Annotated in this window: 23 protein-coding genes and 1 tRNA gene; 11 read left to right on the top strand and 13 right to left on the bottom strand. The window is 59.7% G+C overall.

Annotated features, from left to right (window positions below; all coding sequences use genetic code 11):
• Positions 1 to 113: 113 nt before the first annotated feature.
• The 5 genes from secF to queA all read right to left on the bottom strand — a co-directional run bounded on the left by secF (position 114) and on the right by queA (position 5,544).
• Positions 114 to 1,028, bottom strand: a complete 915-nt coding sequence (gene secF, locus ACTJKS_RS20615; protein ID WP_108183718.1) for a protein translocase subunit SecF — start codon at positions 1,026 to 1,028, stop codon at positions 114 to 116.
• 9 nt (positions 1,029 to 1,037) lie between these two features.
• Positions 1,038 to 2,906, bottom strand: a complete 1,869-nt coding sequence (gene secD, locus ACTJKS_RS20610; RefSeq protein ID WP_041071804.1) for a protein translocase subunit SecD — start codon at positions 2,904 to 2,906, stop codon at positions 1,038 to 1,040.
• A 64-nt stretch (positions 2,907 to 2,970) separates the two neighbouring features.
• Positions 2,971 to 3,306, bottom strand: coding sequence for a preprotein translocase subunit YajC (gene yajC / locus ACTJKS_RS20605; protein WP_041071802.1), 336 nt, complete (start codon positions 3,304 to 3,306; stop codon positions 2,971 to 2,973).
• A gap of 43 nt (positions 3,307 to 3,349) precedes the next feature.
• A complete protein-coding gene (tgt, locus tag ACTJKS_RS20600) occupies positions 3,350 to 4,465 on the bottom strand; it encodes a tRNA guanosine(34) transglycosylase Tgt (protein WP_161794909.1) in 1,116 nt (371 codons plus the stop codon).
• A gap of 14 nt (positions 4,466 to 4,479) precedes the next feature.
• Positions 4,480 to 5,544, bottom strand: coding sequence for a tRNA preQ1(34) S-adenosylmethionine ribosyltransferase-isomerase QueA (gene queA / locus ACTJKS_RS20595; RefSeq protein WP_262948223.1), 1,065 nt, complete (start codon positions 5,542 to 5,544; stop codon positions 4,480 to 4,482).
• Positions 5,545 to 5,652: 108 nt separating this feature from the next.
• Between queA and ACTJKS_RS20590 the strand changes: the two genes are divergently transcribed.
• Positions 5,653 to 5,737, top strand: a tRNA-Leu gene (locus tag ACTJKS_RS20590).
• A gap of 184 nt (positions 5,738 to 5,921) precedes the next feature.
• On the opposite strand, the gene ACTJKS_RS20585 is transcribed toward ACTJKS_RS20590, so the two are convergent.
• A complete protein-coding gene (locus tag ACTJKS_RS20585; RefSeq protein WP_108183719.1) occupies positions 5,922 to 6,278 on the bottom strand; it encodes a DUF7079 family protein in 357 nt (118 codons plus the stop codon).
• Positions 6,279 to 6,345: 67 nt separating this feature from the next.
• Positions 6,346 to 6,606 (bottom strand): DUF6429 family protein, encoded by a 261-nt coding sequence (locus ACTJKS_RS20580; protein ID WP_198760234.1) that lies wholly within the window; start codon positions 6,604 to 6,606, stop codon positions 6,346 to 6,348.
• A gap of 264 nt (positions 6,607 to 6,870) precedes the next feature.
• Between ACTJKS_RS20580 and ACTJKS_RS20575 the strand changes: the two genes are divergently transcribed.
• On the top strand, positions 6,871 to 7,200 hold the full coding sequence (locus ACTJKS_RS20575) for a hypothetical protein (protein ID WP_103369541.1): 330 nt from the start codon (positions 6,871 to 6,873) through the stop codon (positions 7,198 to 7,200).
• A 34-nt stretch (positions 7,201 to 7,234) separates the two neighbouring features.
• On the opposite strand, the gene ACTJKS_RS20570 is transcribed toward ACTJKS_RS20575, so the two are convergent.
• Positions 7,235 to 7,990 carry a hypothetical protein gene (locus tag ACTJKS_RS20570; protein WP_262948224.1) on the bottom strand — a complete coding sequence of 252 codons (756 nt, stop codon included), beginning with the start codon at positions 7,988 to 7,990 and terminating at the stop codon, positions 7,235 to 7,237.
• Positions 7,991 to 8,114: 124 nt separating this feature from the next.
• On the opposite strand from ACTJKS_RS20570, the gene ACTJKS_RS20565 reads away from it, so the two are divergent.
• From ACTJKS_RS20565 to ACTJKS_RS20545, 5 genes are all read left to right on the top strand, one after another.
• The gene (locus tag ACTJKS_RS20565; RefSeq protein ID WP_047296361.1) at positions 8,115 to 8,489 is read left to right on the top strand and encodes a hypothetical protein; all 375 of its coding nucleotides are present in this window, start codon (positions 8,115 to 8,117) and stop codon (positions 8,487 to 8,489) included.
• Between the two features lie 110 nt (positions 8,490 to 8,599).
• Positions 8,600 to 9,331, top strand: coding sequence for a hypothetical protein (locus ACTJKS_RS20560; RefSeq protein ID WP_262948225.1), 732 nt, complete (start codon positions 8,600 to 8,602; stop codon positions 9,329 to 9,331).
• A gap of 72 nt (positions 9,332 to 9,403) precedes the next feature.
• Entirely contained in the window at positions 9,404 to 11,323 is a 1,920-nt protein-coding gene (locus ACTJKS_RS20555; protein ID WP_262948226.1) for an alkaline phosphatase D family protein, read from the top strand.
• Between the two features lie 231 nt (positions 11,324 to 11,554).
• Entirely contained in the window at positions 11,555 to 11,809 is a 255-nt protein-coding gene (locus ACTJKS_RS20550) for a type II toxin-antitoxin system prevent-host-death family antitoxin (RefSeq protein WP_086791676.1), read from the top strand.
• Complete coding sequence (locus tag ACTJKS_RS20545; protein ID WP_086791674.1) at positions 11,806 to 12,060, top strand: Txe/YoeB family addiction module toxin; 255 nt, start codon at positions 11,806 to 11,808, stop codon at positions 12,058 to 12,060. Before ACTJKS_RS20550 ends, ACTJKS_RS20545 begins: the two co-directional genes overlap by 4 nt.
• Here ACTJKS_RS20545 and ACTJKS_RS20540 read toward each other — a convergent pair.
• The gene (locus ACTJKS_RS20540; protein ID WP_108183725.1) at positions 12,054 to 13,220 is read right to left on the bottom strand and encodes an aspartate aminotransferase family protein; all 1,167 of its coding nucleotides are present in this window, start codon (positions 13,218 to 13,220) and stop codon (positions 12,054 to 12,056) included. The genes ACTJKS_RS20545 and ACTJKS_RS20540 overlap by 7 nt on opposite strands.
• Before the next feature lie 102 nt (positions 13,221 to 13,322).
• Here ACTJKS_RS20540 and ACTJKS_RS20535 point away from each other — a divergent pair, with 102 nt between their 5' ends.
• The gene (locus tag ACTJKS_RS20535; RefSeq protein WP_198760230.1) at positions 13,323 to 14,228 is read left to right on the top strand and encodes a LysR family transcriptional regulator; all 906 of its coding nucleotides are present in this window, start codon (positions 13,323 to 13,325) and stop codon (positions 14,226 to 14,228) included.
• A 4-nt stretch (positions 14,229 to 14,232) separates the two neighbouring features.
• On the opposite strand, the gene msrA is transcribed toward ACTJKS_RS20535, so the two are convergent.
• The 3 genes from msrA to msrB are packed head-to-tail and all read right to left on the bottom strand — an operon-like array spanning position 14,233 to position 17,289.
• A complete protein-coding gene (msrA, locus tag ACTJKS_RS20530; RefSeq protein ID WP_041071771.1) occupies positions 14,233 to 14,937 on the bottom strand; it encodes a peptide-methionine (S)-S-oxide reductase MsrA in 705 nt (234 codons plus the stop codon).
• Positions 14,938 to 14,951: 14 nt separating this feature from the next.
• On the bottom strand, positions 14,952 to 16,727 hold the full coding sequence (locus tag ACTJKS_RS20525; RefSeq protein WP_440828983.1) for a cytochrome c biogenesis protein DipZ: 1,776 nt from the start codon (positions 16,725 to 16,727) through the stop codon (positions 14,952 to 14,954).
• 43 nt (positions 16,728 to 16,770) lie between these two features.
• Positions 16,771 to 17,289, bottom strand: a complete 519-nt coding sequence (gene msrB, locus ACTJKS_RS20520; protein WP_108183729.1) for a peptide-methionine (R)-S-oxide reductase MsrB — start codon at positions 17,287 to 17,289, stop codon at positions 16,771 to 16,773.
• A gap of 151 nt (positions 17,290 to 17,440) precedes the next feature.
• Here msrB and ACTJKS_RS20515 point away from each other — a divergent pair, with 151 nt between their 5' ends.
• The 3 genes from ACTJKS_RS20515 (at position 17,441) to ACTJKS_RS20505 (ending at position 20,489) form a co-directional block, all read left to right on the top strand.
• The gene (locus tag ACTJKS_RS20515; RefSeq protein WP_041071765.1) at positions 17,441 to 18,151 is read left to right on the top strand and encodes a response regulator transcription factor; all 711 of its coding nucleotides are present in this window, start codon (positions 17,441 to 17,443) and stop codon (positions 18,149 to 18,151) included.
• On the top strand, positions 18,148 to 19,668 hold the full coding sequence (locus ACTJKS_RS20510) for a sensor histidine kinase (RefSeq protein ID WP_262948228.1): 1,521 nt from the start codon (positions 18,148 to 18,150) through the stop codon (positions 19,666 to 19,668). Before ACTJKS_RS20515 ends, ACTJKS_RS20510 begins: the two co-directional genes overlap by 4 nt.
• 119 nt (positions 19,669 to 19,787) lie before the next feature.
• Entirely contained in the window at positions 19,788 to 20,489 is a 702-nt protein-coding gene (locus tag ACTJKS_RS20505; RefSeq protein WP_222018438.1) for a hypothetical protein, read from the top strand.
• Positions 20,490 to 20,555: 66 nt separating this feature from the next.
• Here the strand turns inward: ACTJKS_RS20505 and ACTJKS_RS20500 are convergent, their stop codons facing one another.
• Positions 20,556 to 21,047 carry a RidA family protein gene (locus ACTJKS_RS20500; protein WP_202369001.1) on the bottom strand — a complete coding sequence of 164 codons (492 nt, stop codon included), beginning with the start codon at positions 21,045 to 21,047 and terminating at the stop codon, positions 20,556 to 20,558.
• Between the last annotated feature and the right edge of the window lie 309 nt (positions 21,048 to 21,356).

Below are 21,356 nucleotides of genomic sequence, written 5' to 3'. Positions count from 1 at the left end.
CCTGACCATCACATGCGGGACGCGCCCGCGCTTCTCCCAGCCTTGGAGCATAAAAAAAGGCGCGAGTTCAACTCGCGCCTTTTCTGGGCTGACAACCGGTGAAGCGATGGCCGTTATGGACGGTCGTCGACTTCCTTCTCGGTGTTGGCCGGAGGAATCAGATCCTCGGTGCTCAGGTTCAGCCAGATCAGCACCACGTTCGCGATGTAGATCGACGAGTAGGTACCCGCCAGCACACCGATGAACAGGGCGATGGAGAAGCCGAACAGGTTGTCGCCACCAAAGAACAGCAGCGCAGCAATCGCCAGCAAGGTGGAGATCGACGTTGCCATGGTCCGCAGCAGGGTCTGGGTGGTCGAGATGTTGATGTTCTCGATCAGCGAAGCCTTGCGCAGCACACGGAAGTTCTCGCGAACCCGGTCGAACACGACGATGGTGTCGTTCAGCGAGTAACCGATGATCGCCAGTACCGCCGCCAGCACCGTCAGGTCGAAGGTGATCTGGAAGAACGACAGGATACCGACGGTCACGATCACGTCGTGAATCAGCGAAACGATGGCGCCGACCGCGAATTTCCACTGAAAGCGGAAAGCGAGGTAGATCAGGATGCCGCCGAGCGCCAGCAGCATGCCGAGGCCGCCCTGGTCGCGCAGCTCTTCACCGACCTGCGGGCCGACGAACTCGACGCGCTTGACCGTCGCCGGATTGTCGCCGCCGACTTTCTGCAACGCGTCTGCTACCTGATGGCCCAGCTGCGGGTCTTCACCCGGCATGCGCACCAGCAGGTCGGTGGTCGCACCGAAGTTCTGCACGATGGCTTCGTGGTAACCCGAAGTCGCCAACTGCTCGCGCACTTTGGTGACGTCAGCCGGACGCTCGTAGGTCAGCTCGATGAGCGTACCGCCGGTGAAGTCCAGGCCCCAGTTCATGCCCTTGTGGACGACGCTGAAAATAGCCAGCAACGTGAGAAACACTGTGACGCCGAACGCGAAGTTGCGAACGCCCATGAAGTTGATTGTACGTAACATGGCAGCCCCTTAAATCCACAACTTCTTGAAGTCACGTCCGCCAAAGATCAGGTTGACCATTGCGCGGGTCACCATGATGGCCGTGAACATCGAGGTAAAGATCCCGAGGGACATGGTCACTGCGAAACCCTTCACCGGGCCAGTGCCCATGGCGAAGAGGATGCCGCCGACCAGCAGAGTGGTCAGGTTGGCGTCGAGAATCGCAGTGAATGCCCGGCCGAAGCCTTCGTTGATTGCACGCTGCACGGTCATGCCGGCGGCGATCTCTTCACGGATCCGCGAGAAGATCAGCACGTTGGCGTCGACCGCCATACCCATGGTCAAGACGATACCGGCGATACCCGGCAGGGTCAGCGTTGCCCCCAGCAGCGACATCAGCGCCAGCAGCAGCACCATGTTCACCGCCAGCGCAACCGTGGCGATCAGGCCGAAGAAGCGGTAGATGGCGATGATGAACAGCGAGACGAACAGCATGCCCCACAGCGACGCATCAATACCTTTGGTGATGTTGTCAGCACCCAGGCTCGGGCCGATTGTGCGCTCTTCAGCGAAGTACATCGGAGCGGCCAGACCACCGGCACGCAGCAGCAGCGCCAGTTCGGACGATTCGCCCTGGCCGTTCAGGCCGGTGATACGGAACTGCGCACCCAGCGGCGACTGAATGGTCGCCAGGCTGATGATCTTCTTCTCTTCCTTGAAGGTCTGTACCGGCACGTCTTTCTCGACGCCGTCGACAACCTGCTTGGTGTAAGTGGTCACCGGACGCTGTTCGATGAAGATCACCGCCATGCTGCGACCGACGTTCGAACGGGTCGCGCGACTCATCAGCTCGCCACCGTGACCGTCCAGACGAATGTTCACTTCAGGCGTGCCGTGCTCGCCGAAACCGGCCTTGGCGTCAGTCACCTGGTCACCGGTGATGATCAGGCCACGCTCGATCTGCGCAGGAGGACGCTTGCCTTCACGGAACTCGAAGGTTTCGGAAGTGGCTTTCGAAGCCCCCGGCTCTGCAGCCAGACGGAACTCAAGGTTGGCGGTCTTGCCGAGAATACGCTTGGCTTCGGCAGTGTCCTGCACGCCCGGCAGCTCAACCACGATGCGGTTGGCGCCCTGACGCTGAACGATCGGTTCGGCAACACCCAGCTCGTTGACGCGGTTACGTACCGTGGTCAAGTTCTGCTTGATGGAGTATTCACGGATTTCCGCCAGCTTGGCCGGGGTCATCGCCAGACGCAGCACCGGTTGACCGTTGAGGTCGGCCGGAACAATGTCGAAATCGTTGAAGTTCTTGCGGATCAGCGCACGGGCCTGTTCGCGGGAGTCAGCATCGCTGAAGCCCAGCTGAATGGCGCCGCCCAGTTGCGGCAGGCTGCGATAGCGCAGTTTTTCTTTGCGCAGCAGGCTCTTGACGTCGCCTTCGTAGACTTTCAGGCGGGCGTCGAGGGCTTTGTCCATGTCCACTTCCAGCAGGAAGTGCACACCACCGGACAAGTCCAGACCCAGCTTCATCGGGTGCGCGCCGAGGTTGCGCAGCCATTGCGGAGTGGTCTGTGCCAGGTTCAGTGCGACGACGTAGTCATCACCCAATGCCTTGCGCACAACGTCTTTGGCCGGCAGCTGGTCTTCAGCCTTGGTCAGACGGATCAGGCCGCCCTTGCCGTTGGCGGCCAGCGAAGCTGCCTTGACGTTGATCCCGGATTCACGCAGCGCGGTGCTGACGCGATCCAGATCGGCCTGATTGACCTGCAGAGCCGTGCTGGCGCCGCTGATCTGAATGGCCGGGTCATCGGGGTATAGATTGGGAGCGGAATAAATCAGACCGATCGCCAGCACCGCCAGGATCAGAATGTATTTCCACAGAGGATATTTGTTCAGCATCACGCCGCCCGTTATGAACGCGGGGCGCCTTGCGCGCCCCGTCGATTGAGTAGAAGTTGGAACCTTAGATCGCTTTCAGCGTGCCTTTTGGCAGCGTGGCGGCGATGGCGCCCTTCTGGAACTTCATTTCCACGGTGTCGGAAACTTCCAGAACCACGAAGTCATCGGCCACTTTGGTGATCTTGCCGGCGATGCCACCGGTGGTGACCACTTCGTCGCCCTTCGCAAGGCTGCTCAGCAGGTTCTTCTGCTCTTTGGCGCGCTTGGCCTGTGGACGCCAGATCATCAGGTAGAAGATGACCAGGAAACCGACCAGGAAAATCCACTCGAAGCCGCCGCCCATAGGCGCAGCAGCCGGTGCAGCCGCGTCAGCCATGGCATTAGAGATAAAAAAGCTCATTTAGCACTCCAGTTGCAAATGTTGAATCTTGGGGTCAGAAAACTCAGTCCAAAGGCGGAACGGGGAGCCCGCGTTTGGCGTAGAAGGCATCGACAAAGGCGGCCAATGTACCCTGTTGAATAGCCTCGCGCAAACCAGCCATCAGCACCTGATAATGGCGCAAGTTATGGATGGTATTGAGCATGCTGCCGAGCATTTCGCCGCACTTGTCCAGGTGATGCAGATAAGCGCGGGAGAAGTTCTGGCAGGTATAGCAATCGCAGGTCGGATCCAGCGGCGAATCATCATGGCGATGGAACGCGTTACGGATCTTCAGCACGCCTGTATCAATGAACAGATGCCCATTGCGGGCATTACGGGTTGGCATCACGCAATCGAACATGTCCACACCGCGGCGCACACCCTCAACCAGATCTTCCGGTTTGCCAACGCCCATAAGGTAACGAGGCTTGTCAGCCGGCATCATGCCCGGCAGATAATCCAGCACCTTGATCATCTCGTGCTTGGGCTCGCCCACCGACAGACCGCCGATGGCCAGGCCATCGAAGCCGATCTTGTCCAGACCTTCCAGCGAGCGCATGCGCAGATCCTGATGCATGCCGCCCTGAACGATACCGAACAGCGCCGCGGTGTTGTCGCCATGCGCGTTTTTCGAGCGCTGGGCCCAACGCAGCGACAGCTCCATCGAAACGCGAGCAACGTCTTCGTCAGCCGGGTACGGCGTGCATTCGTCGAAGATCATCACGATGTCGGAACCGAGATCACGCTGTACCTGCATCGATTCTTCCGGGCCCATGAACACTTTCGAGCCGTCGACCGGGGAGGCGAAGGTCACGCCCTCCTCCTTGATCTTGCGCATCGCGCCCAGGCTGAACACCTGGAAACCACCGGAGTCGGTGAGGATCGGGCCCTTCCACTGCATGAAATCGTGCAGGTCGCCGTGCTCCTTGATCACCTCGGTGCCCGGGCGCAGCCACAGGTGGAAGGTGTTGCCCAGAATGATTTCCGCGCCGGTGGCGACGATGTCACGCGGCAACATGCCCTTGACCGTGCCGTAGGTGCCCACCGGCATGAAGGCCGGGGTCTCGACGGTGCCACGCGGGAAGGTCAGCCGACCACGACGAGCCTTGCCATCGGTGGCAAGCAGTTCAAAGGACATGCGACATTCGCGACTCATTCTGTTTCCTCTGGGCCTGTGTGTTCAGGGGCAGTCGGGGCGGGATTACGGGTGATGAACATCGCATCACCGTAGCTGAAAAAGCGGTACCCGTTGTCGACGGCGGCTTTATAAGCGGCCATGGTTTCGGGATAACCGGCGAACGCCGAAACCAGCATCAACAGCGTCGATTCCGGCAAATGGAAGTTGGTGACCAAGGCGTCGACCACATGGAACGGCCGGCCCGGGTAGATGAAGATGTCGGTGTCACCGCTGAACGGCTTGAGCACACCATCGCGCGCGGCGCTTTCCAGCGAACGCACACTGGTGGTGCCCACGGCAATCACCCGCCCGCCACGCTCGCGGCACGCGGCAACGGCGTCGACCACGTCCTGGCCGACTTCCAGCCACTCGCTGTGCATGTGGTGATCTTCGATCTTGTCGACGCGTACCGGCTGGAACGTCCCCGCACCGACGTGCAGCGTGACGAACGCGGTCTCGACGCCCTTGGCGGCAATCGCCTCCATCAGCGGCTGATCGAAATGCAGCCCCGCCGTCGGCGCCGCCACTGCGCCGAGGCGCTGGGCGTAAACGGTCTGATAGCGCTCGCGATCCGAACCTTCGTCCGGGCGGTCTATATAAGGAGGCAACGGCATGTGTCCGACGCGATCGAGCAGCGGCAGCACTTCTTCAGCGAAGCCCAGCTCGAACAGCGCATCGTGACGCGCGAGCATCTCGGCTTCACCACCGCCATCGATGAAGATCTTCGACCCCGGCTTCGGCGACTTGCTGGAACGTACATGAGCCAGCACGCGATGCGAATCGAGCACGCGCTCGATGAGGATTTCCAGCTTGCCGCCCGAAGCTTTCTGCCCGAACAGCCGCGCCGGAATCACCCGGGTATTGTTGAATACCATCAAATCGCCCGGGCGCAAATGCTCAAGCAAATCAGTGAATTGACGGTGTGCAAGGGCGCCGCTCGGCCCATCAAGGGTCAGCAGGCGACTACCGCGACGCTCGGCCAACGGGTGGCGGGCGATCAGCGAATCAGGAAGCTCGAAGGTAAAGTCAGCAACGCGCATGATGGGGTTCGTCTAGCAGGGCCGGAAAGTCTAGCGGAATTATCAAAAATTGACCATGAAACGTGATTGACCAACGGTAATCACCTCTCTATACTTCGCCGCCATTGAGCCCTGATGGCGGAATTGGTAGACGCGGCGGATTCAAAATCCGTTTTCGAAAGGAGTGGGAGTTCGAGTCTCCCTCGGGGCACCAAAATTGAGAAAGGTCTTGCTTAGCAAGGCCTTTTTTTTCGTCTGCTGAAAAGTTGGGCAATTATTTTTGCGTAACCGTGCTACGAGAAATGTGGGCTAAACGATGGGCGATTCATCACAGCAATATGCAGGAGAATCTGCAGCTACTCCTTGTCATGGTCACCTGGTCCATTGAACGCTTGGGTTCAAAGCCTACTGGCGATTTCCTTCCAGATGTAGGCGTAGTTGTATTTCAGCCAACGAACCAGCACTTTATCGAACTGCCTACGAAACCAGTTGCGCTCTCTGGCTGCCAGCCTTTCTTCTATCGACTTTCTGAGTTTGTCGGGGTCGAACCCAGTCCAAATCGGAGGCACAGCTGCAACGAGATTGGTAAAGCACACCGGCGCAACCTCTGAATAGAGAATTTCGTAAAGGGTTTCAGGGGTGACGCCTCTTACCTGATTCGCCACATAGTCATATTCGACGGGAAAATCGTTGAATGGCTCAGAAAGAGCAGCTCTCACTATTGTCAGTTGTGGCTCAGTTAGAAAATGCTCCAACGGAGAAACTCCTCCAGTTGCGTTGCGCTGGCGCGGCCCGAATCAAGTGATTAGCCAAACCAGGACCTCAGATATCCGGGTCAGGCGCACGCTGGGCTTGAACACCTCCCCCAAACAAACGCTCGGCTAGCTGTCGACCTCGTTCCCTGCCCTCCTCCGTCAACCAGATCGATTTGTTCCTGTTTACCGGATTACTGATGAGACCCTGCTCATGCAATCGGTTCATGACTTCAAAATCGAAGCCTTTCCATGCATTGCCGTCGTCGGAACTGAACGCGGCCAACAGGGCAAGCACAGCCTCTTCAATCAACTTTTCATCGTATTCCATGATCGTCGCTCCGCTCATGTGTCTGAATCAACGTCGAGTTTGTGTAGCACCTCATACTCATCGACCATCCTGAGAAACCCGCTCTGTTGCTTAGGTCATTGAATATTCCGGCGCTGTCCGTGCAACCTGTTTGCCTCGGGACTGCACCTTATGCATCCACTCAGTATAATCACGCCCGCCCGCAGCTGGTCTGCCGCCCCGTTGCGGCTATCGCTGGTCGTACAGAATTTCAAGACTCATGCTCAAGGACCTCCAAGGCCAACCATGGAAACGTCACTGGAAACCGTCGCCCTGTTCTCCCTCAAACTCGCTTACGAGGAGGAGGGCCTGAGCCCGATTCTGCGGGATGACATGGTCATGGGTGACTATCAGAAAGACGTGTTCGAACTGCTGGTGCGCCGTGGAGATGTCGAGACCATCCAGTTCAAGATGAACGAGTGCCTGGGCTTGGCGATGGATGCGTTGGGCGGGGTCGAGAAACCGTTGGGGCGTGAGCTGCACAAGCTGTCAGCCGATTTCCGTCAGGCGCAGTCGCTGGAGCAGCTTGATCAGCCGCTCCTCGCGCTCAAGGGTTATTTGAAAGACATTCTGTAATCAGACGCGCAATCTGTAGAAACTGTCCTGCGGATTAGTGCCGCACTTTTACTACTCGAATGTCGACGGGAAACCCACCTGGCCCTTCCAGCTTCTTCCATCCCACGTATTGAAAAATCGCGTCCTGATCGATGGTCTCGCCCCTCTCCACCATCTCTCCGCCAAGCACCGCGACCTCTTTATAGACGGCGCAGTTGCCCTCATCGGGATGGGTGGTGTAGATCACATAGGGTTTGACGTATCTCACGGCGCGGAAATGTCGGCCGCAGCCCCAATCGACCGTGATCATCAACGTCTTCAGATACGCTTCGCCATCCGTTTCCGATTCCTCGGCGAGTTCCTTGAGCTTGCCAATTCCGCCGACGTCGCTAAAGCCTAGATCGAGGGCGCGCTTGTATTCCGGGGACTTCTCGTGCTCGGCCTGAGCCTTGAAGTATTGCTGTTGAAGCTCCGCGACCAGTACTTCCTCTTCCTTGTTCCGGATCACGAACGCTTGAGCAATGACGTTTTCACAACGGGCATATTCGGGAGAGGTAAGGCTTTCCTGGGAGAGGTGATCGCGATGGACATAAACAGTGCGATTCAAGCTGTCGACGCGGTCCATCGCTTGCCTGGTAGTCATGACCCCTTTTTGAACGTTGTTCACTACTTGCTGAAAACGCTCGCAATCGGCGAGGTACTCCTTCCAGGCGACCTCCGGGGTTTCATCCCAGTCGGCAAGCGCCGGGGTCATTACGATGGCGAGAAGGAACGCGCCGAGCAGGCGCGGTGTAAAAGAAACATTCGGCATGCGTAGTCCGTTACGTGTTTGAAGAAAGTGGCGTGGCGCGAAGCTACTATTTTGCTATCGTGCCGTCCACTGTCGGCAAGGTGCCGAGCGTTTGTACCGTGACGGGTTTCGAAGGATGGATACGATGGATGTAGCGTTTTTCTTTATCGCCTGGATAGGCATGTGGGTCTGGGTCGTCAGGCAGCGTGGTGCGTGGAATCTGCTACTCGCCAATGTGTTGGGCGCGGCCAGCGGCATGATTGTCGGCCTGGTGGTTTCGCAGCTTTGTGTCGGTCTGTTCGGCTCTAGCCGGCCACCGGTCCCGGGGGTCATGGGATCGCTTCTGGAAATGCTCGCGACTGCCGCGGCGCTGACCGGCGTATGGATGCTGGTGGCCCGTCGCTCGCAGGTCGAACACCCTGTCGCGCGTCAGCTGCTGGCCGGCCTTTGCGGCGTTGTGGCCGGCATCACGGCGATCATGTTTTTTGTTCAGATCAATCCGCCCAATCTCGGCATGTGAATGTCTACGTGGCGTCAGACCTCTATTTTGATATCTTGCCGCCCAATCTCAGCATTCACGGCCAGTGAGTGCTGTTTGGCAGGCTATTGAAGGGTTAAGGAAAGGATCGCATGGAGTTTCTGAGTTTTCTGGCATTTGTTGCGGCTTGGGGTTTGATGTGGCGCTGGGTGGTGAAAAACCGCGGCAGTTGGAATCTGTTTTACGGCAACATCGTTGGCGCGGCGGGCGGTTTTATCGTCGGCATGGTGGTGCTGTCGATCTTCCTGTCGTTGTTCCCGTCGGCGCATAAACCCAAACGGGCGCCCACCGAAGAGGTGATTACCCAGAACGAAGTGACCACCAGTCTGCTGCCGGAAGCCGAATCGGATTCGACGCCCGTGGCATTGGAAAATGCTCCGGGGTTCGCCGCTATCGAGCCAGACAATCAGCCTTCGCCGCCCGACTCCGCACTGCTGCCGAACTACGCCAACCGGGCACCGAAATCGATGGCGGAAAAAAACGTTCTGGATCAGAGCGACGCGCAGGGCCGCAAAGCATTCAGTGCGCTGCGCGACAAGCTTGCTCAGCATGCCGACAGCGACAAATCGATGCTCGCGTATGTCATGTGCAGCCCTTACGTGACCGGTACCTTGCGCTTCCCGGCGTCGGCGCGCTTCGCTGACAGCACCGCCGTGGTCACCCAACGCTTCAAGGGCCAGGTCTACACCCTCAGCAACAAGGTCACTGCACGCAACATGAATGGCGATGACGTCACTTATCGCTTCGAGTGCTCGGTGCAGGAGCAACCCGCATCCAGCGAATGGCGACTGCTGGCGCTGAAGCTGCAGAAGGCTGACGCTTAAGCCTCGTTTAAGGGTTCAAGGCGCCGGCTGCGCTATCATCGCCAGCCTGTGCGCCTTGAGCTTTGCCTGCGAATGTCCTCAATACCTGCTGACCTGAATCCGCTGCCTCCTGTCTTGGCCGGCCCGCTGCTGCGCCGGTTGGAACCGACGCGAATCGTTCTGTGGCTGGTCGGCACCCGCGCACTGGCGCTGACCCTGCGCCTGCAAGGTGTAGGAGACATACCTCTCGATGCCGGGAAATGCACGGTCATCTCCGTCGGCCGTCACGCGTTTGTCCATCTGATCGACGTTGTACTCGACAGCGCCCTGCCCTGCGACACGCGCATCGACTACGACCTGTTGATCGACGGCCACTCGCCCATCGCCGAATGGGCGTCGCACCTGCTGTACGCTAACGCTGGTTGTCCGAACCTTGTCGTGCGCTCACGGATCGATCAGTTGCTGCACGGCTCCTGCCGCAAGCCGCATCATCCGGCGGCAGACGGTCTGCTGTGCGTTGACCAACTGCTGTCCAGCGAAACCGATCCGCAACAACGCCCGACCCTGCTGATGATGAGCGGCGACCAGGTTTACGCCGACGATGTGGCCGGCCCGATGCTGCGGGCGATTCATGCGTTGATCGAGCACCTCGGCCTGTTCGACGAACACCTCGAAGGTGCCGTGGTCAGCGACAGCGCCAGACTTTACGAACACCCGGCCAGTTACTACCACCGTGCGGATCTGTTACCGGCGCTAGAGAGCAACGAGACCTTGCGCGAGCGATTTTTCGGCGGTGCGCGTAAGCCGATTTTCACCAGCAGCAGCGCCGACAATCACCTGGTGACCTTCGCCGAAGTGATGGCGATGTACTTGCTGGTGTGGTCGCCGGTTGCCTGGACGCTGATCAATCCTGCTGCTCCATCGCTGACGCCTGAACGCTTGCAGCGCTACACCCTGGAGCAAACCCGCATCGATGGCTTCAAGGCCGGTTTGGGCAAGGTCGCCCGAGCCTTGGCGCATCTGCCGAGCCTGATGATTTTCGACGATCACGACATCACCGATGACTGGAATCTTTCCGCGCAATGGGAGGAAACCGCCTACGGCCATCCGTTCTCCAAACGCATCATCGGCAACGCCTTGATCGCCTACATGCTGTGTCAGGGCTGGGGCAACAATCCGGATGCGTTCAAGGATGTGCTGGAGAACACTCGACGCCTGAGCGCCAGCGGTGATGATCGTTATCTCGACAGCCCGGTGCAGGACGCGCTGATCGATGACTTGTTGCGCTTTCAGCATTGGCATTTCGTGTTGCCGAGCAGCCCGGCGCTGGTGGTGCTCGACACCCGTACCCGGCGCTGGCGCAGCGAGATGGCACTCAAGCAACCCTCCGGTTTGCTGGACTGGGAAGCGCTGAGCGAACTGCAACAGGAACTGCTCGATCATCCGTCGGCAATCATCGTGTCCCCCGCACCGATCTTCGGCGTGAAGCTGATCGAAACCGTGCAGAAGGTTTTCAGCTGGTTTGGTTATCCGCTGCTGGTCGACGCGGAAAACTGGATGGCCCACCGTGGCGCCGCGCAGGTGATCCTGAACATTTTCCGACACACCCGCACACCCGGAAACTACGTGGTGCTGTCCGGTGACGTGCATTACTCCTTCGTCTACGAAGTGCTTATCCGACACCGCAAAGCCGGGCCACGGATCTGGCAGATCACCAGCAGCGGGATCAAGAACGAGTTTCCGAAAACCCTGCTGGAATGGTTCGACCGCCTCAACCGCTGGCTCTATTCGCCGCGCTCACCGTTGAACTGGTTTACCAAACGCCGACGCATGCGCATCGTGCCCTATACCCCGGAACATGCCGAAGCGGGGGAGCGGCTGTGGAATTCAGCGGGGATCGGCCAAGTGTTTTTCAATGTGCAGGGACAGCCGAGCGAGATCATTCAGCACAATTCGAACGGGGCGGTGAAGACGCGGATGCTGGCGCCGGAGTTGGGGGATTATCCGGACTAACCAAAAGTGTTTTTCCTACATTGGGAGCACCAGATGACCACGACGCGGCGGTTTCTCACTGCCAGCGACAGTGGATGAGGATTACAACCATCTCAGAAACGTCCCCAGAGTTCTTTAGCCATACTGAATGTGCTCGCAGTAACCCCTTCTGCGAAACAACCACTGGTAGGTATCGCCTTGTCATCATGTACTCATTTCTGTACGTTCTTTGCATCCAGCGAGGACTACGACATGCAAACCATCAACTACACCACCGCCCGTGCGCATTTGGCCGAAACGATGGATCGCGTTAACGAAGACCGGGCTCCCCTTCTGGTCACACGCCAAAAAGGCGAGCCCGTCGTGATGATGTCTCTGGCTGAATACAACGCACTTGAAGAAACGGCCTACTTGCTCCGCTCTCCAGCCAATGCCGAACGGTTGATCAAATCGATTGGCGAAATGCGTGCCGGAAAAGCCAAAGTCAGGCAATTGATCGAAGAATGAAAATCGAGTTCACGCCATCAGGCTGGGAAGACTACTTGTGGTTTCAGCAGAACGATAAGGCCGGACTCAAACGTATCAATCTGTTGATAAAGGCAATCCAGCGCGAACCGTTTGAAGGGATCGGCAAGCCCGAGCCGCTCAAACACAACATGAGCGGCTTTTGGTCCAGACGAATAACGGGTGAGCATCGTTTGGTCTACAGCATCGAAGGCGGTGAGATTTGCGTCATTAGTTGCAAATACCACTACTGAATGATGTGCCCCACACCTCTGACAATCATCCCCACCTCCCGCTCATCAATCGTCAGCGGCGGCAGCAGCCGTATCGTCTTGCCCCGTGTCACGTTGATCAGCAGCCCATGATCCCGCGCCGCAATCAACGTCAGATCGCGGATCGGCTGTTTCAACTCGATGCCGATCATCAAGCCCTGCCCACGAATCGCCAGCACGTTGGGTTTGTCTGCCAGTTCAGCGCGCAGGCGGGTCAACAGGCGCTCGCCCTGCACCCGGACATTTTCCAGCAAGCCTTGCTCTTCGATGATGTCCAGCACCGTGCAGCCGACCCGGCAGGCCAGCGGGTTGCCGCCGAAGGTGCTGCCATGGCTGCCGGGGGTGAACAGGTCCGCCGCTCTGCCCCGTGCCAGACAAGCGCCAATCGGCACGCCGTTGCCGAGGCCTTTGGCCAGGGTCATGACGTCCGGCACGATGCCTTCATGCTGGAACGCAAACCACTGGCCGGTGCGGCCGATGCCGGTCTGGATCTCGTCGAGCATCAGCAGCCAGGCGTGCCGATTGCACATTTCGCGCAGGGCTTTGAGGTAGCCGGGCGGCGCCAGTTGCACACCGCTTTCGCCCTGGATCGGCTCGACCAGAATCGCCACGATACGCGCGCCGTGCTTTTGCTGGAGCTGATCCAGCGCCGCCAGATCACCAAAGGGCACTTTGGCGAAATCCCCCGGCAGATCATTGAAACCCAACCGCACCGCCGGGCCATCGCTGGCCGACAAAGTGCCTAACGTGCGGCCATGAAACGCGTTGGCCATGACCACCACCAGCGGCTGTTCGATACCTTTGCGCCAGCCGTATAACCGAGCCAGTTTCAGCGCAGTTTCATTGGCCTCGGCGCCGGAGTTGTTGAAGAACGCCCGCTCCATTCCCGACAGCTGCGTGAGTTTCCGCGCCAGTTGTTGCTGCCAGTCGATGCTGTACAGGTTGGAGGTGTGCAGTAGCATTGCGGCCTGTTCGCTGATGGCAGCCACGATGCGCGGATGCGAGTGCCCGACATTGGTCACCGCGACGCCTGCGACGGCATCCAGGTATTCACGACCGGCCTGATCCCACAGGCGAGTGCCCAGGCCTCTGGTGAAACTCAAGGCCAGCGGTTGGTAGGTGTTCATCAGGGCGGCGGTCATGACTTCAAACTCCAGTGAAGGTCGGTGTGTTTGCAGTATGGTTAGCCACCAGAACTGGATAAACTCGGCAAAACTTCAATCATTTAACAGTAGAGCTTGATAATGGACCTGTTGCAGGCGATGAGCGTCTACGTGAAGGTCGTGGAAGCCGGAAGCATGACGGCGGCTGCGTTGCAGTGCGAAATGTCCACGACCATGGTCGGAAATCACCTGCGCGCACTGGAGCAACGGCTCGGCGTGCAACTGCTGCAGCGCACCACCCGCCGCCAGCGGCTGACCGAATTCGGCAGCGTTTACTATCAGCGCTGCCTCGACGTTCTGGGTTTGGTGGCCGACTCCGAACGCCTCGCCGAACAGGCCCTTGATGAACCCCGTGGCCTGCTGCGCATCACCGCGCCGCTGACCTTTGGCGTCGAACGTCTGGCCCCGGCCCTCAGCGAGTTTTCCCTGCAATACTCGCAGGTGAAAATGGATGTGGTGCTGACCAACAGCCGACCGGACCTGCTGGAAAGTGGCCTCGACGTGGCATTTCGGCTGGGGCATTTCGAGCAGTCGAACCTGATCGCCCGGCCGCTGATCGACTACACCCTCACCGTCTGCGCCTCGCCGGCCTATGTCGCCCGGCGCGGCATGCCGATCACCCCGCAAGAGCTGCAGCAACACGACTGCCTGTCGTTCGCCTACCCTGCCGGCGACGACTGGCAATCGGTGGAAAAACGCTGGCGCCTCAGCGGCCCGCACGGCGAGATTCTGGTCGACGTCAGCGGCCCGATGTTGATGAACACCTCGGCCGGCCTGCATCAGGCAGCGCGCACCGGCATGGGCATCGTCATGCTGCCGGACGCGCTGGTGGAACAGGACCTGCGCGACGGCAAACTGGTGACGGTGATCCCCGATTACCAGCCACCAAGTCGTCCGTTGCATTTGCTGTACGCGCCGGATCGTTATCGTTTGCCCAAGCTGCGGCGCTTCGTCGAATTCGCGATGAAAACCTGGGGCAGATCCTGAAGCATCAGCTCCCGCTTTTCACCAACACCGGCTTCTCCTGATAACGCTGCGCAAACAACTGCTTCAACTGCGCGACCTTCGGCATGTCGTTGATCACGATGTACGGATAGCTTGGGTGTTCGGTCAGGAAGTCCTGGTGATAGTCCTCCGCCGGGTAGAAACCGTTGTAGGTTTCCAGTTTCGTAACGATCGGTTTGTTGTAGGCATGCGCCGCGTCGAGTTGGGCGATGTAGGCCTGGGCCACCCGTTGTTGATCGGCGTTGACCGGAAACAATGCCGAGCGGTATTGCGTGCCGCTGTCCGGCCCCTGACGGTTGAGTTCGGTCGGGTTGTGGGCCACCGAGAAGTAGATCTGCAGCAGGCTGCCGTAGCTGACTTGCGTCGGATCGAAGGTGACTTGCACTGACTCGGCATGACCGGTGTCGCCTTCGCTGACCCGTTCATATTGCGCCGTATTCGCCGCGCCGCCGGCATAACCGGAGACGGCTTTCTGCACGCCTTTGACGTGCTGGAAAACCCCTTGCACACCCCAGAAACAACCACCGGCGAACACTGCGGTTTCGCTGTGCGCCTGAGTGGTTTCGTCGAGGGCCGGTGGCGGGATGACCACCGCATCCTCGGCGCCGAAAGAGAACGCCGAGCATTGGCCGATCACACCCGCCATAGCGACGCCGAGCAACGCACGGCGCCAGTTGTTTTGAGCTTTCATGTGCGCACTCCCGATCAGCCGAAGGTGAAGGCGTAAGCCGATACGCCCGGGTCAAGAAATTCGATGGTGAAGGTCCGATCCTTCACCGCATCGGTTTGTCGCACCAATTGGTACAGGCGCTGTTCGGTCACGCGACCGCTGCCATCCGCAGCGACATCCACACCATGGGCGGCACCCGGCGCCTGACCGTCAATCGAGACTTTGAAACGCACCGGTTTGCCATCCATACCTGGGCCCAGCACCAGATGCAGGTCGCGGGCATGGAAGCGATAGACGATGCGGCTGGCCGGCGCACTGGCGGTAGCGCGTTCGGCACCGACGGCCCACTGGCCACCAAGGCTCCAGTCATTCAGCGTCAGGTTGACCGGTGGGTTATAGGTCGCGACCTTGTCCGGCACCAGGCCGGTTTCCGGTACGAAATGTTCCGCACGCTGGTAGCCGACATAGGTTTCCGGTGACAGCACCTGATTCATGTCCGGCGCCTGTTGCACGCCTTGGGCATCGGCGTTGATCAAGCCGTCGGCCACGGTTTTCGCCCCGGCCTCACGCAGCAACTGCTGGATCACGCGTTCCGATTCGGCGTAGTCGCCTTCGCCAAAATGGTGGTAACGAATCCGTCCCTGAGCATCGGCAAAATAATGCGCCGGCCAGTATTCGTTGTTGAAAGCGCGCCAGATCTTGTAGTCGTTATCGATGGCCACCGGGTAGTTGATGCCCAGCTCCTTCATAGCCTTAGTGACATTGCCCACATCGCGCTCGAAAGCGAACTCCGGGGCGTGCACGCCGATCACCACCAGGCCTTGATCGCGGTACTTCTCCGCCCATGCTTTGACGTACGGCAGCGTGCGCAGGCAGTTGATGCAGGAGTAGGTCCAGAAATCCACCAGCACCACTTTGCCCTTTAATGCCTGAGCGTCCAGCGGTGGCGAATTGAGCCATTGCACGGCGCCGTTGAGCGGCGGTAACTGGCCTTCGACTGGCAATGTACCCGGAGCCTTGTCGGCGACTTTCATGGCTGCGCCCGCCGCGGGAATCTGCGCCATCATCGTGCCGTTGCCAGCGGGAGATTTGCCGGAGAGTTGACCCACCAGTGCCTGTTCAATGCCGCCCGTGGACGCCGTCGACAGCCGCGCCAACAGCCCGGTATCGAGGCCCAGCGCAATCGCCGCGACACCCGCGAGCATCGCCGCCCCCAACCCGCGCCGGATCCATTCACCGGTGCCAATCGAGCGCTTCATCAACGCAAACACCTTACCGCCCAGCAGCAGCGCCGCCGCCAGTGAAGTCGCGGCGCCCGCCGCGTAGGCGAGCAACAACAGCGTGGTGGCGATGCTTGCCCCTTGCAGCGCGGCGCCGGTCAGAATCAAACCGAGGATGGGCCCGGCGCACGGCGCCCAGAGCAGACCCGTGGCGACGCCGATCAGAAACGAGGCGCCGGGACGCGGACGATTGTCCTGGCCGGCGGCCTCGGACAGCCGACTGCCGGCCGACACCAGCGGCCGCGTCAGGCGCTCGGCGAGGCGCGGCAGCAGCAGCGTCAGCCCGAACAGTGCAACGAACAGCAACGCGAGCCAGCGCCCGTACTGATTGACTTGCACCACCCAACCGCCGCCCACCGCCGCCAGCGTGGCGACGAGGGCGAAGGTCAGCGCCATCCCGGTCAATAGCGGCAAGCCACTCTTGATAAACGGCTGCCCGCTGCGAGCGAAGACAAAAGGCAGAACAGGCAGGATGCACGGACTGACGATCGTCAGCACACCGCCCAGATAAGCGAGAACCAAGAGCCACATGGTGTCGTCCTGTAGAAAGTGAAGGTCGAAAAAGTGCCATGGCTCATGCCGCCACGGGTTTGAACGTCATCGCCAGGCCATTCATGCAATAGCGCAGGCCGGTGGGTTTCGGGCCGTCATCAAAGACATGCCCCAAGTGCCCGCCGCAGCGCCGGCAGTGCACTTCATTGCGGACCATGCCGAAGGAACGGTCCTGACGCGTGGCCACCGCCTGTTCCAGCGGTGCCCAGAAACTCGGCCAGCCCGTGTGGCTGTCGAACTTGGTTGCCGATGAAAACAGCGCCAGGTCACAGCCCGCGCAGGCGAATGTGCCGCTGCGATGTTCGTTGTTGAGCGGGCTGGTATAGGCCCTTTCGGTGCCCTCTTCGCGCAGGATGGCGTATTGCTCATCCGAGAGCAGCGAGTGCCATTCGCTGTCGCTATGGGTCACCTCAAACGCCTCATCGGCTTGCGCCTGCTCGACCAGCGCGGTGCCCGGGGACAATTTTGGCAATACACCCGCCACCAGGGCTGCGAGCCCCAGCCCGCCGCCCGCTACGAGAATCTGTCGCCGTGAAAACATGGCCGTCTCCAAAAATTCCAGGTGCCTGTCATGGAACACAGCCTAGGCTTGGGTTGATCGCCAAATCCTCACGGGAAGTTAACGAATTCGTGATAACTCGCCCCCAGGAAAACCCGCACAATGCACTCACTGCGCCGAAGGATTGAGCTTGATGGAACCGACCAGACGCATCCTCGTGGTCGAGGATGATCAACACATCGCTGACCTGATTTGCCTGCACCTGCGCGACGAGCATTACGACGTCGTGCACAGCGCCGACGGCGATGAAGGCATGCGTCTGTTGCAGCAAGGGCAATGGGATGCGCTGATCCTCGACCTGATGCTGCCGGGCGTCGACGGCCTGGAAATCTGCCGCCGCGCCCGGGCGATGGCGCGCTATACGCCGATCATCATCACCAGCGCGCGCTCCAGCGAACTGCACCGCATTCTGGGTCTGGAACTGGGGGCCGACGATTACCTCGCCAAACCATTCTCGATGCTGGAGCTGGTGGCCCGAGTCAAAGCCTTGCTGCGCCGAGTCGACGCCATGGCACGCAACCTGAAAATGGACGCCGGCAGCCTCAGCCTCGACGGCCTGAACATCGACCCGATTACCCGCGACGTCACCCTCAATGGCGCGCGTCTGGACCTCACCCCGCGAGAGTTCGACCTGCTGTATTTCTTCGCCCGACAACCGGGCAAGGTCTTCTCACGCATGGACCTGCTGAACGCGGTGTGGGGCTACAGTCATGAAGGTTACGAGCACACGGTCAACACCCACATCAATCGCCTGCGGGCGAAGATCGAAAGCGATCCGGCACAACCGACCCGCATCCTCACCGTGTGGGGTCGCGGCTATAAATTCGGCACGGAACAACCATGAGACTGAACCTGTCGCAGCGCCTGTCGCTGGTGTTCGCCGCTTTGCTGCTGGTGTGCTGCGGCACCTCGGCATGGCTGCAAGTGCGCTCCAGCAAGATGCATGAACTGGAAGTGGTGCAAGGCCTGTCGCGGGACCTGGCGCAGCACATCGCCCATGACACGGTGCTGATGGACAGCAATGGCCTGATGCCCGGTGCCGTGCGCGAACTGTTCAGCAAGCTGATGCTGGTCAACCCGAGTGTCGAGGTGTACCTGCTCGACAGCGAGGGGCGGATTGTCGGCAACGCGGCGCCGGAAGGCCATCTGCGCCGGGAGACCGTCGATCTGGCGCCGATCCGCCGCCTGCTCAATGACCAGCCGCTGCCGATCCTCGGTGATGACCCGCGAAGTGCTTACGGGCGCAAGGTCTTCAGTGCCGCGCCGTTACGGGTCAACGGCAAGCCCGCCGGTTATCTGTACGTGGTGTTGCTCAGTGAAGAACACGATCGTTTCGCCGAACGTGGCGCGACCAGTGCCGCACTCAATACGGCGTTGCTGTCGATCGGACTGGTGGCGCTGTTGTGCCTGATCGCGGGTCTCACGGCGTTCAACCTGATTACCCGACCCTTGCGCCGGTTGACCGAAACCGTCAGCCGCTTCGACATTGATGGCACGCCGCAACCTCTGCCCGCTCCGTCAGCAGCTGTGGATAAAAGCGCTGACCCGGATGAGATCGCCGTGCTTGATGGCGCCTTCCGCCAAATGCAAAAACGCCTCGGTGAGCAGTGGCGCTCATTGACCCGCCAGGATCAGGAGCGACGCGAACTGGTGGCGAATATCTCCCACGACCTGCGCACGCCACTGGCCTCGCTGCACGGTTATCTGGAAACCCTGTCACTCAAGGACGCTACGCTCACCGCCGAAGAACGCCGCCGCTATCTGGGCATCGCATTGGATCAGAGCCGCAAGGTCGGCGGGTTGGCGCAATCGCTGCTGGAGCTGGTGCGTCTGGAACACGGTTTCGTGCAACCGATACTGGAACGCTTTTCGCTGATCGATCTGCTGCAGGACATCTTCCAGAAATTCGAACTGGCCGCCGAAGCCCGCCATGTCGAACTCAAGGCCACCTTCGTGCCCAACCTGCCAACGGTCTGCGCCGACCTCGGGTTGATCGAACGGGTGCTGACCAACCTGGTGGATAACGCCTTGCGCTACACGCCTGCGGGCGGTGAAATCGAGCTGGATGTGAAACCCCAGGGCGCACTGGTGGAAGTCACGGTCAGCGACACAGGCCCCGGCATCGCTCCGGAGCTGCGCGAAGGTCTGTTCCTGCGTCCGTTCAATATTGGTGGGGCGCGACGCGACGGTGGACTGGGTCTGCGCATCGTCCACCGCATCCTGCAACTGCACGGGCGTGAGATTCAGTTGATCGATGTCGCCGGGCGCGGGGCGACTTTCCGCTTCACGCTGCCGACCGATCAGCAAACCGCAGAACAGTGGATGGTGCGCTCGATGAACCTGAACACGCCGGACAAATAATCCGCACCACCGGACTGTTGTTCCGTGACAACGCCGCCCCGCTCCCCTAAATTAACCGGCCTGAAAAAGACCTCGCGCTTTCTCGTTTCCACTCAAGTTAAAAAAGTAGTGAAATTTCAATGTCCGATTTCAACACCGCTGAATCCGTAGTTACCGAATCGTCCAAAGCGGAATACGAAAACTCCATCAATCTTTCACAACACCTTCCACAAGCCAAAATCATCAGCGAGATGGTGCTGGACGCCTTCCAGTCGACCCGCGAAAGCGACCAGATCCGCGAACTGCGCGCCGCGATCCGTCAGGCACACGACAGCTTCGACGACGACAAGGCCTATGAGCTGATGGGCGAACTCAAGCGCCTCAAGGACGCCGAGGCCGCCGACATCGCCGCCCTCGAAGACCTGAGCAGCAAGTTCTCGATCGGCCGCATCCTGTCCTGCTTCAAGGACGACCCGGCGTTCCAGGAAATCGTCTACGGCCTCGCGCTCAAAGTGCTGAACCAGACCCATCAAGCGATCAGCAACCCGAGCGGCGGCAAGAGCAAGGCCGCCAAGAAGAAAGAACTGGAAATCTTCACCATCAGCAAGGACGGCAGCAGCGTAACCCTGCCGCTGCGCACGCCGCGTTCGCGCCTGAACGTTGACCGTGAGGCGCTGGAGTTCCTCGGTTTCACTTTTGTTGGTGAAGGCGAAGAAGCCGAGCTGGAAGGCGAAACCTTCCTCGACAACGCCGGCACCGAACACGCAATCAACCGCAAGAACATCATCACCGCCCTGCAACAGCAGACCGCGTTCGATGGTTACAGCATCGCCGCACAGTAAATCCGGCGCCGACAAAAAGCCCCGCTCTGAGATTCAGGCGGGGCTTTTTGTTGGGCGGCGTAACGGTCAGACTTCCGGCTGCACCGCCGCGATCATGTCGACTTCGATCGCGGCGTTCTTCGGCAACTGATAGACACCGACCGTAGTGCGAGTGTGCCGGCCGGCATCGCCGAGCACATGGCTGAACACGTCCGATGCGCCGTTGGCCACTTCGCTCAGGTCAACGAAGTCCGGGGTCGACTTCACATACACCGTGACCCGCAACAACGCCCGAATCTTGTCCAGCGAACCGACCGCATCGACGATCAGTGCCAGGCAGCGCATGGCACTGATGCTTGCGGCTGCCTGGGCATCCTTGAGCGTCAACTCCAACCCCACGCGACCGGGATACAGAATCCTGCCATTGACCCGCGGCACCATGCCGCTGATGTACAACTCATCGCGATGGCGGATCAGCGGCGCGTAATTGCCGCCAGCGGTGTTCTCGCCATAGATGTCGTAGTTCAGCTCTTGTGCCAGGGCAATGAAGCGTTCGTCGCAGGTCATCCTCTCAGTCATTTCGCCCAGCCTCTCGATTGATGCATGAATAACAGTGTCCCTGCGAAGTGGCATGGCGCTATCACCGTTATGGTTGGATCCAAATCTAGGGGGTTTACACCGATATCGCAACTAAACCCTGTAGGAGCTGCGGCACGCTGCGATCTTTTGATTTTGATTGTATTTTTAAAGATCAGGATCAAAAGATCGCAGCGTGCCGCAGCTCCTACAAATGTATCGCGTCGAAGTGGCCTCTGCTCGCGATTGCCGACGCCTCGATCACCGAAAGCCAGCCAACAAAAAACCCCGCACATCTCTCAATGTGCGGGG

Source organism: Pseudomonas sp. 22189 (assembly GCF_052045635.1).
GTDB classification, from domain to species: Bacteria; Pseudomonadota; Gammaproteobacteria; order Pseudomonadales; family Pseudomonadaceae; genus Aquipseudomonas; species Aquipseudomonas parakoreensis.
Note: the sequence above shows the minus strand (reverse complement) of the source record. Positions and strands in the feature narration are given on the sequence as shown.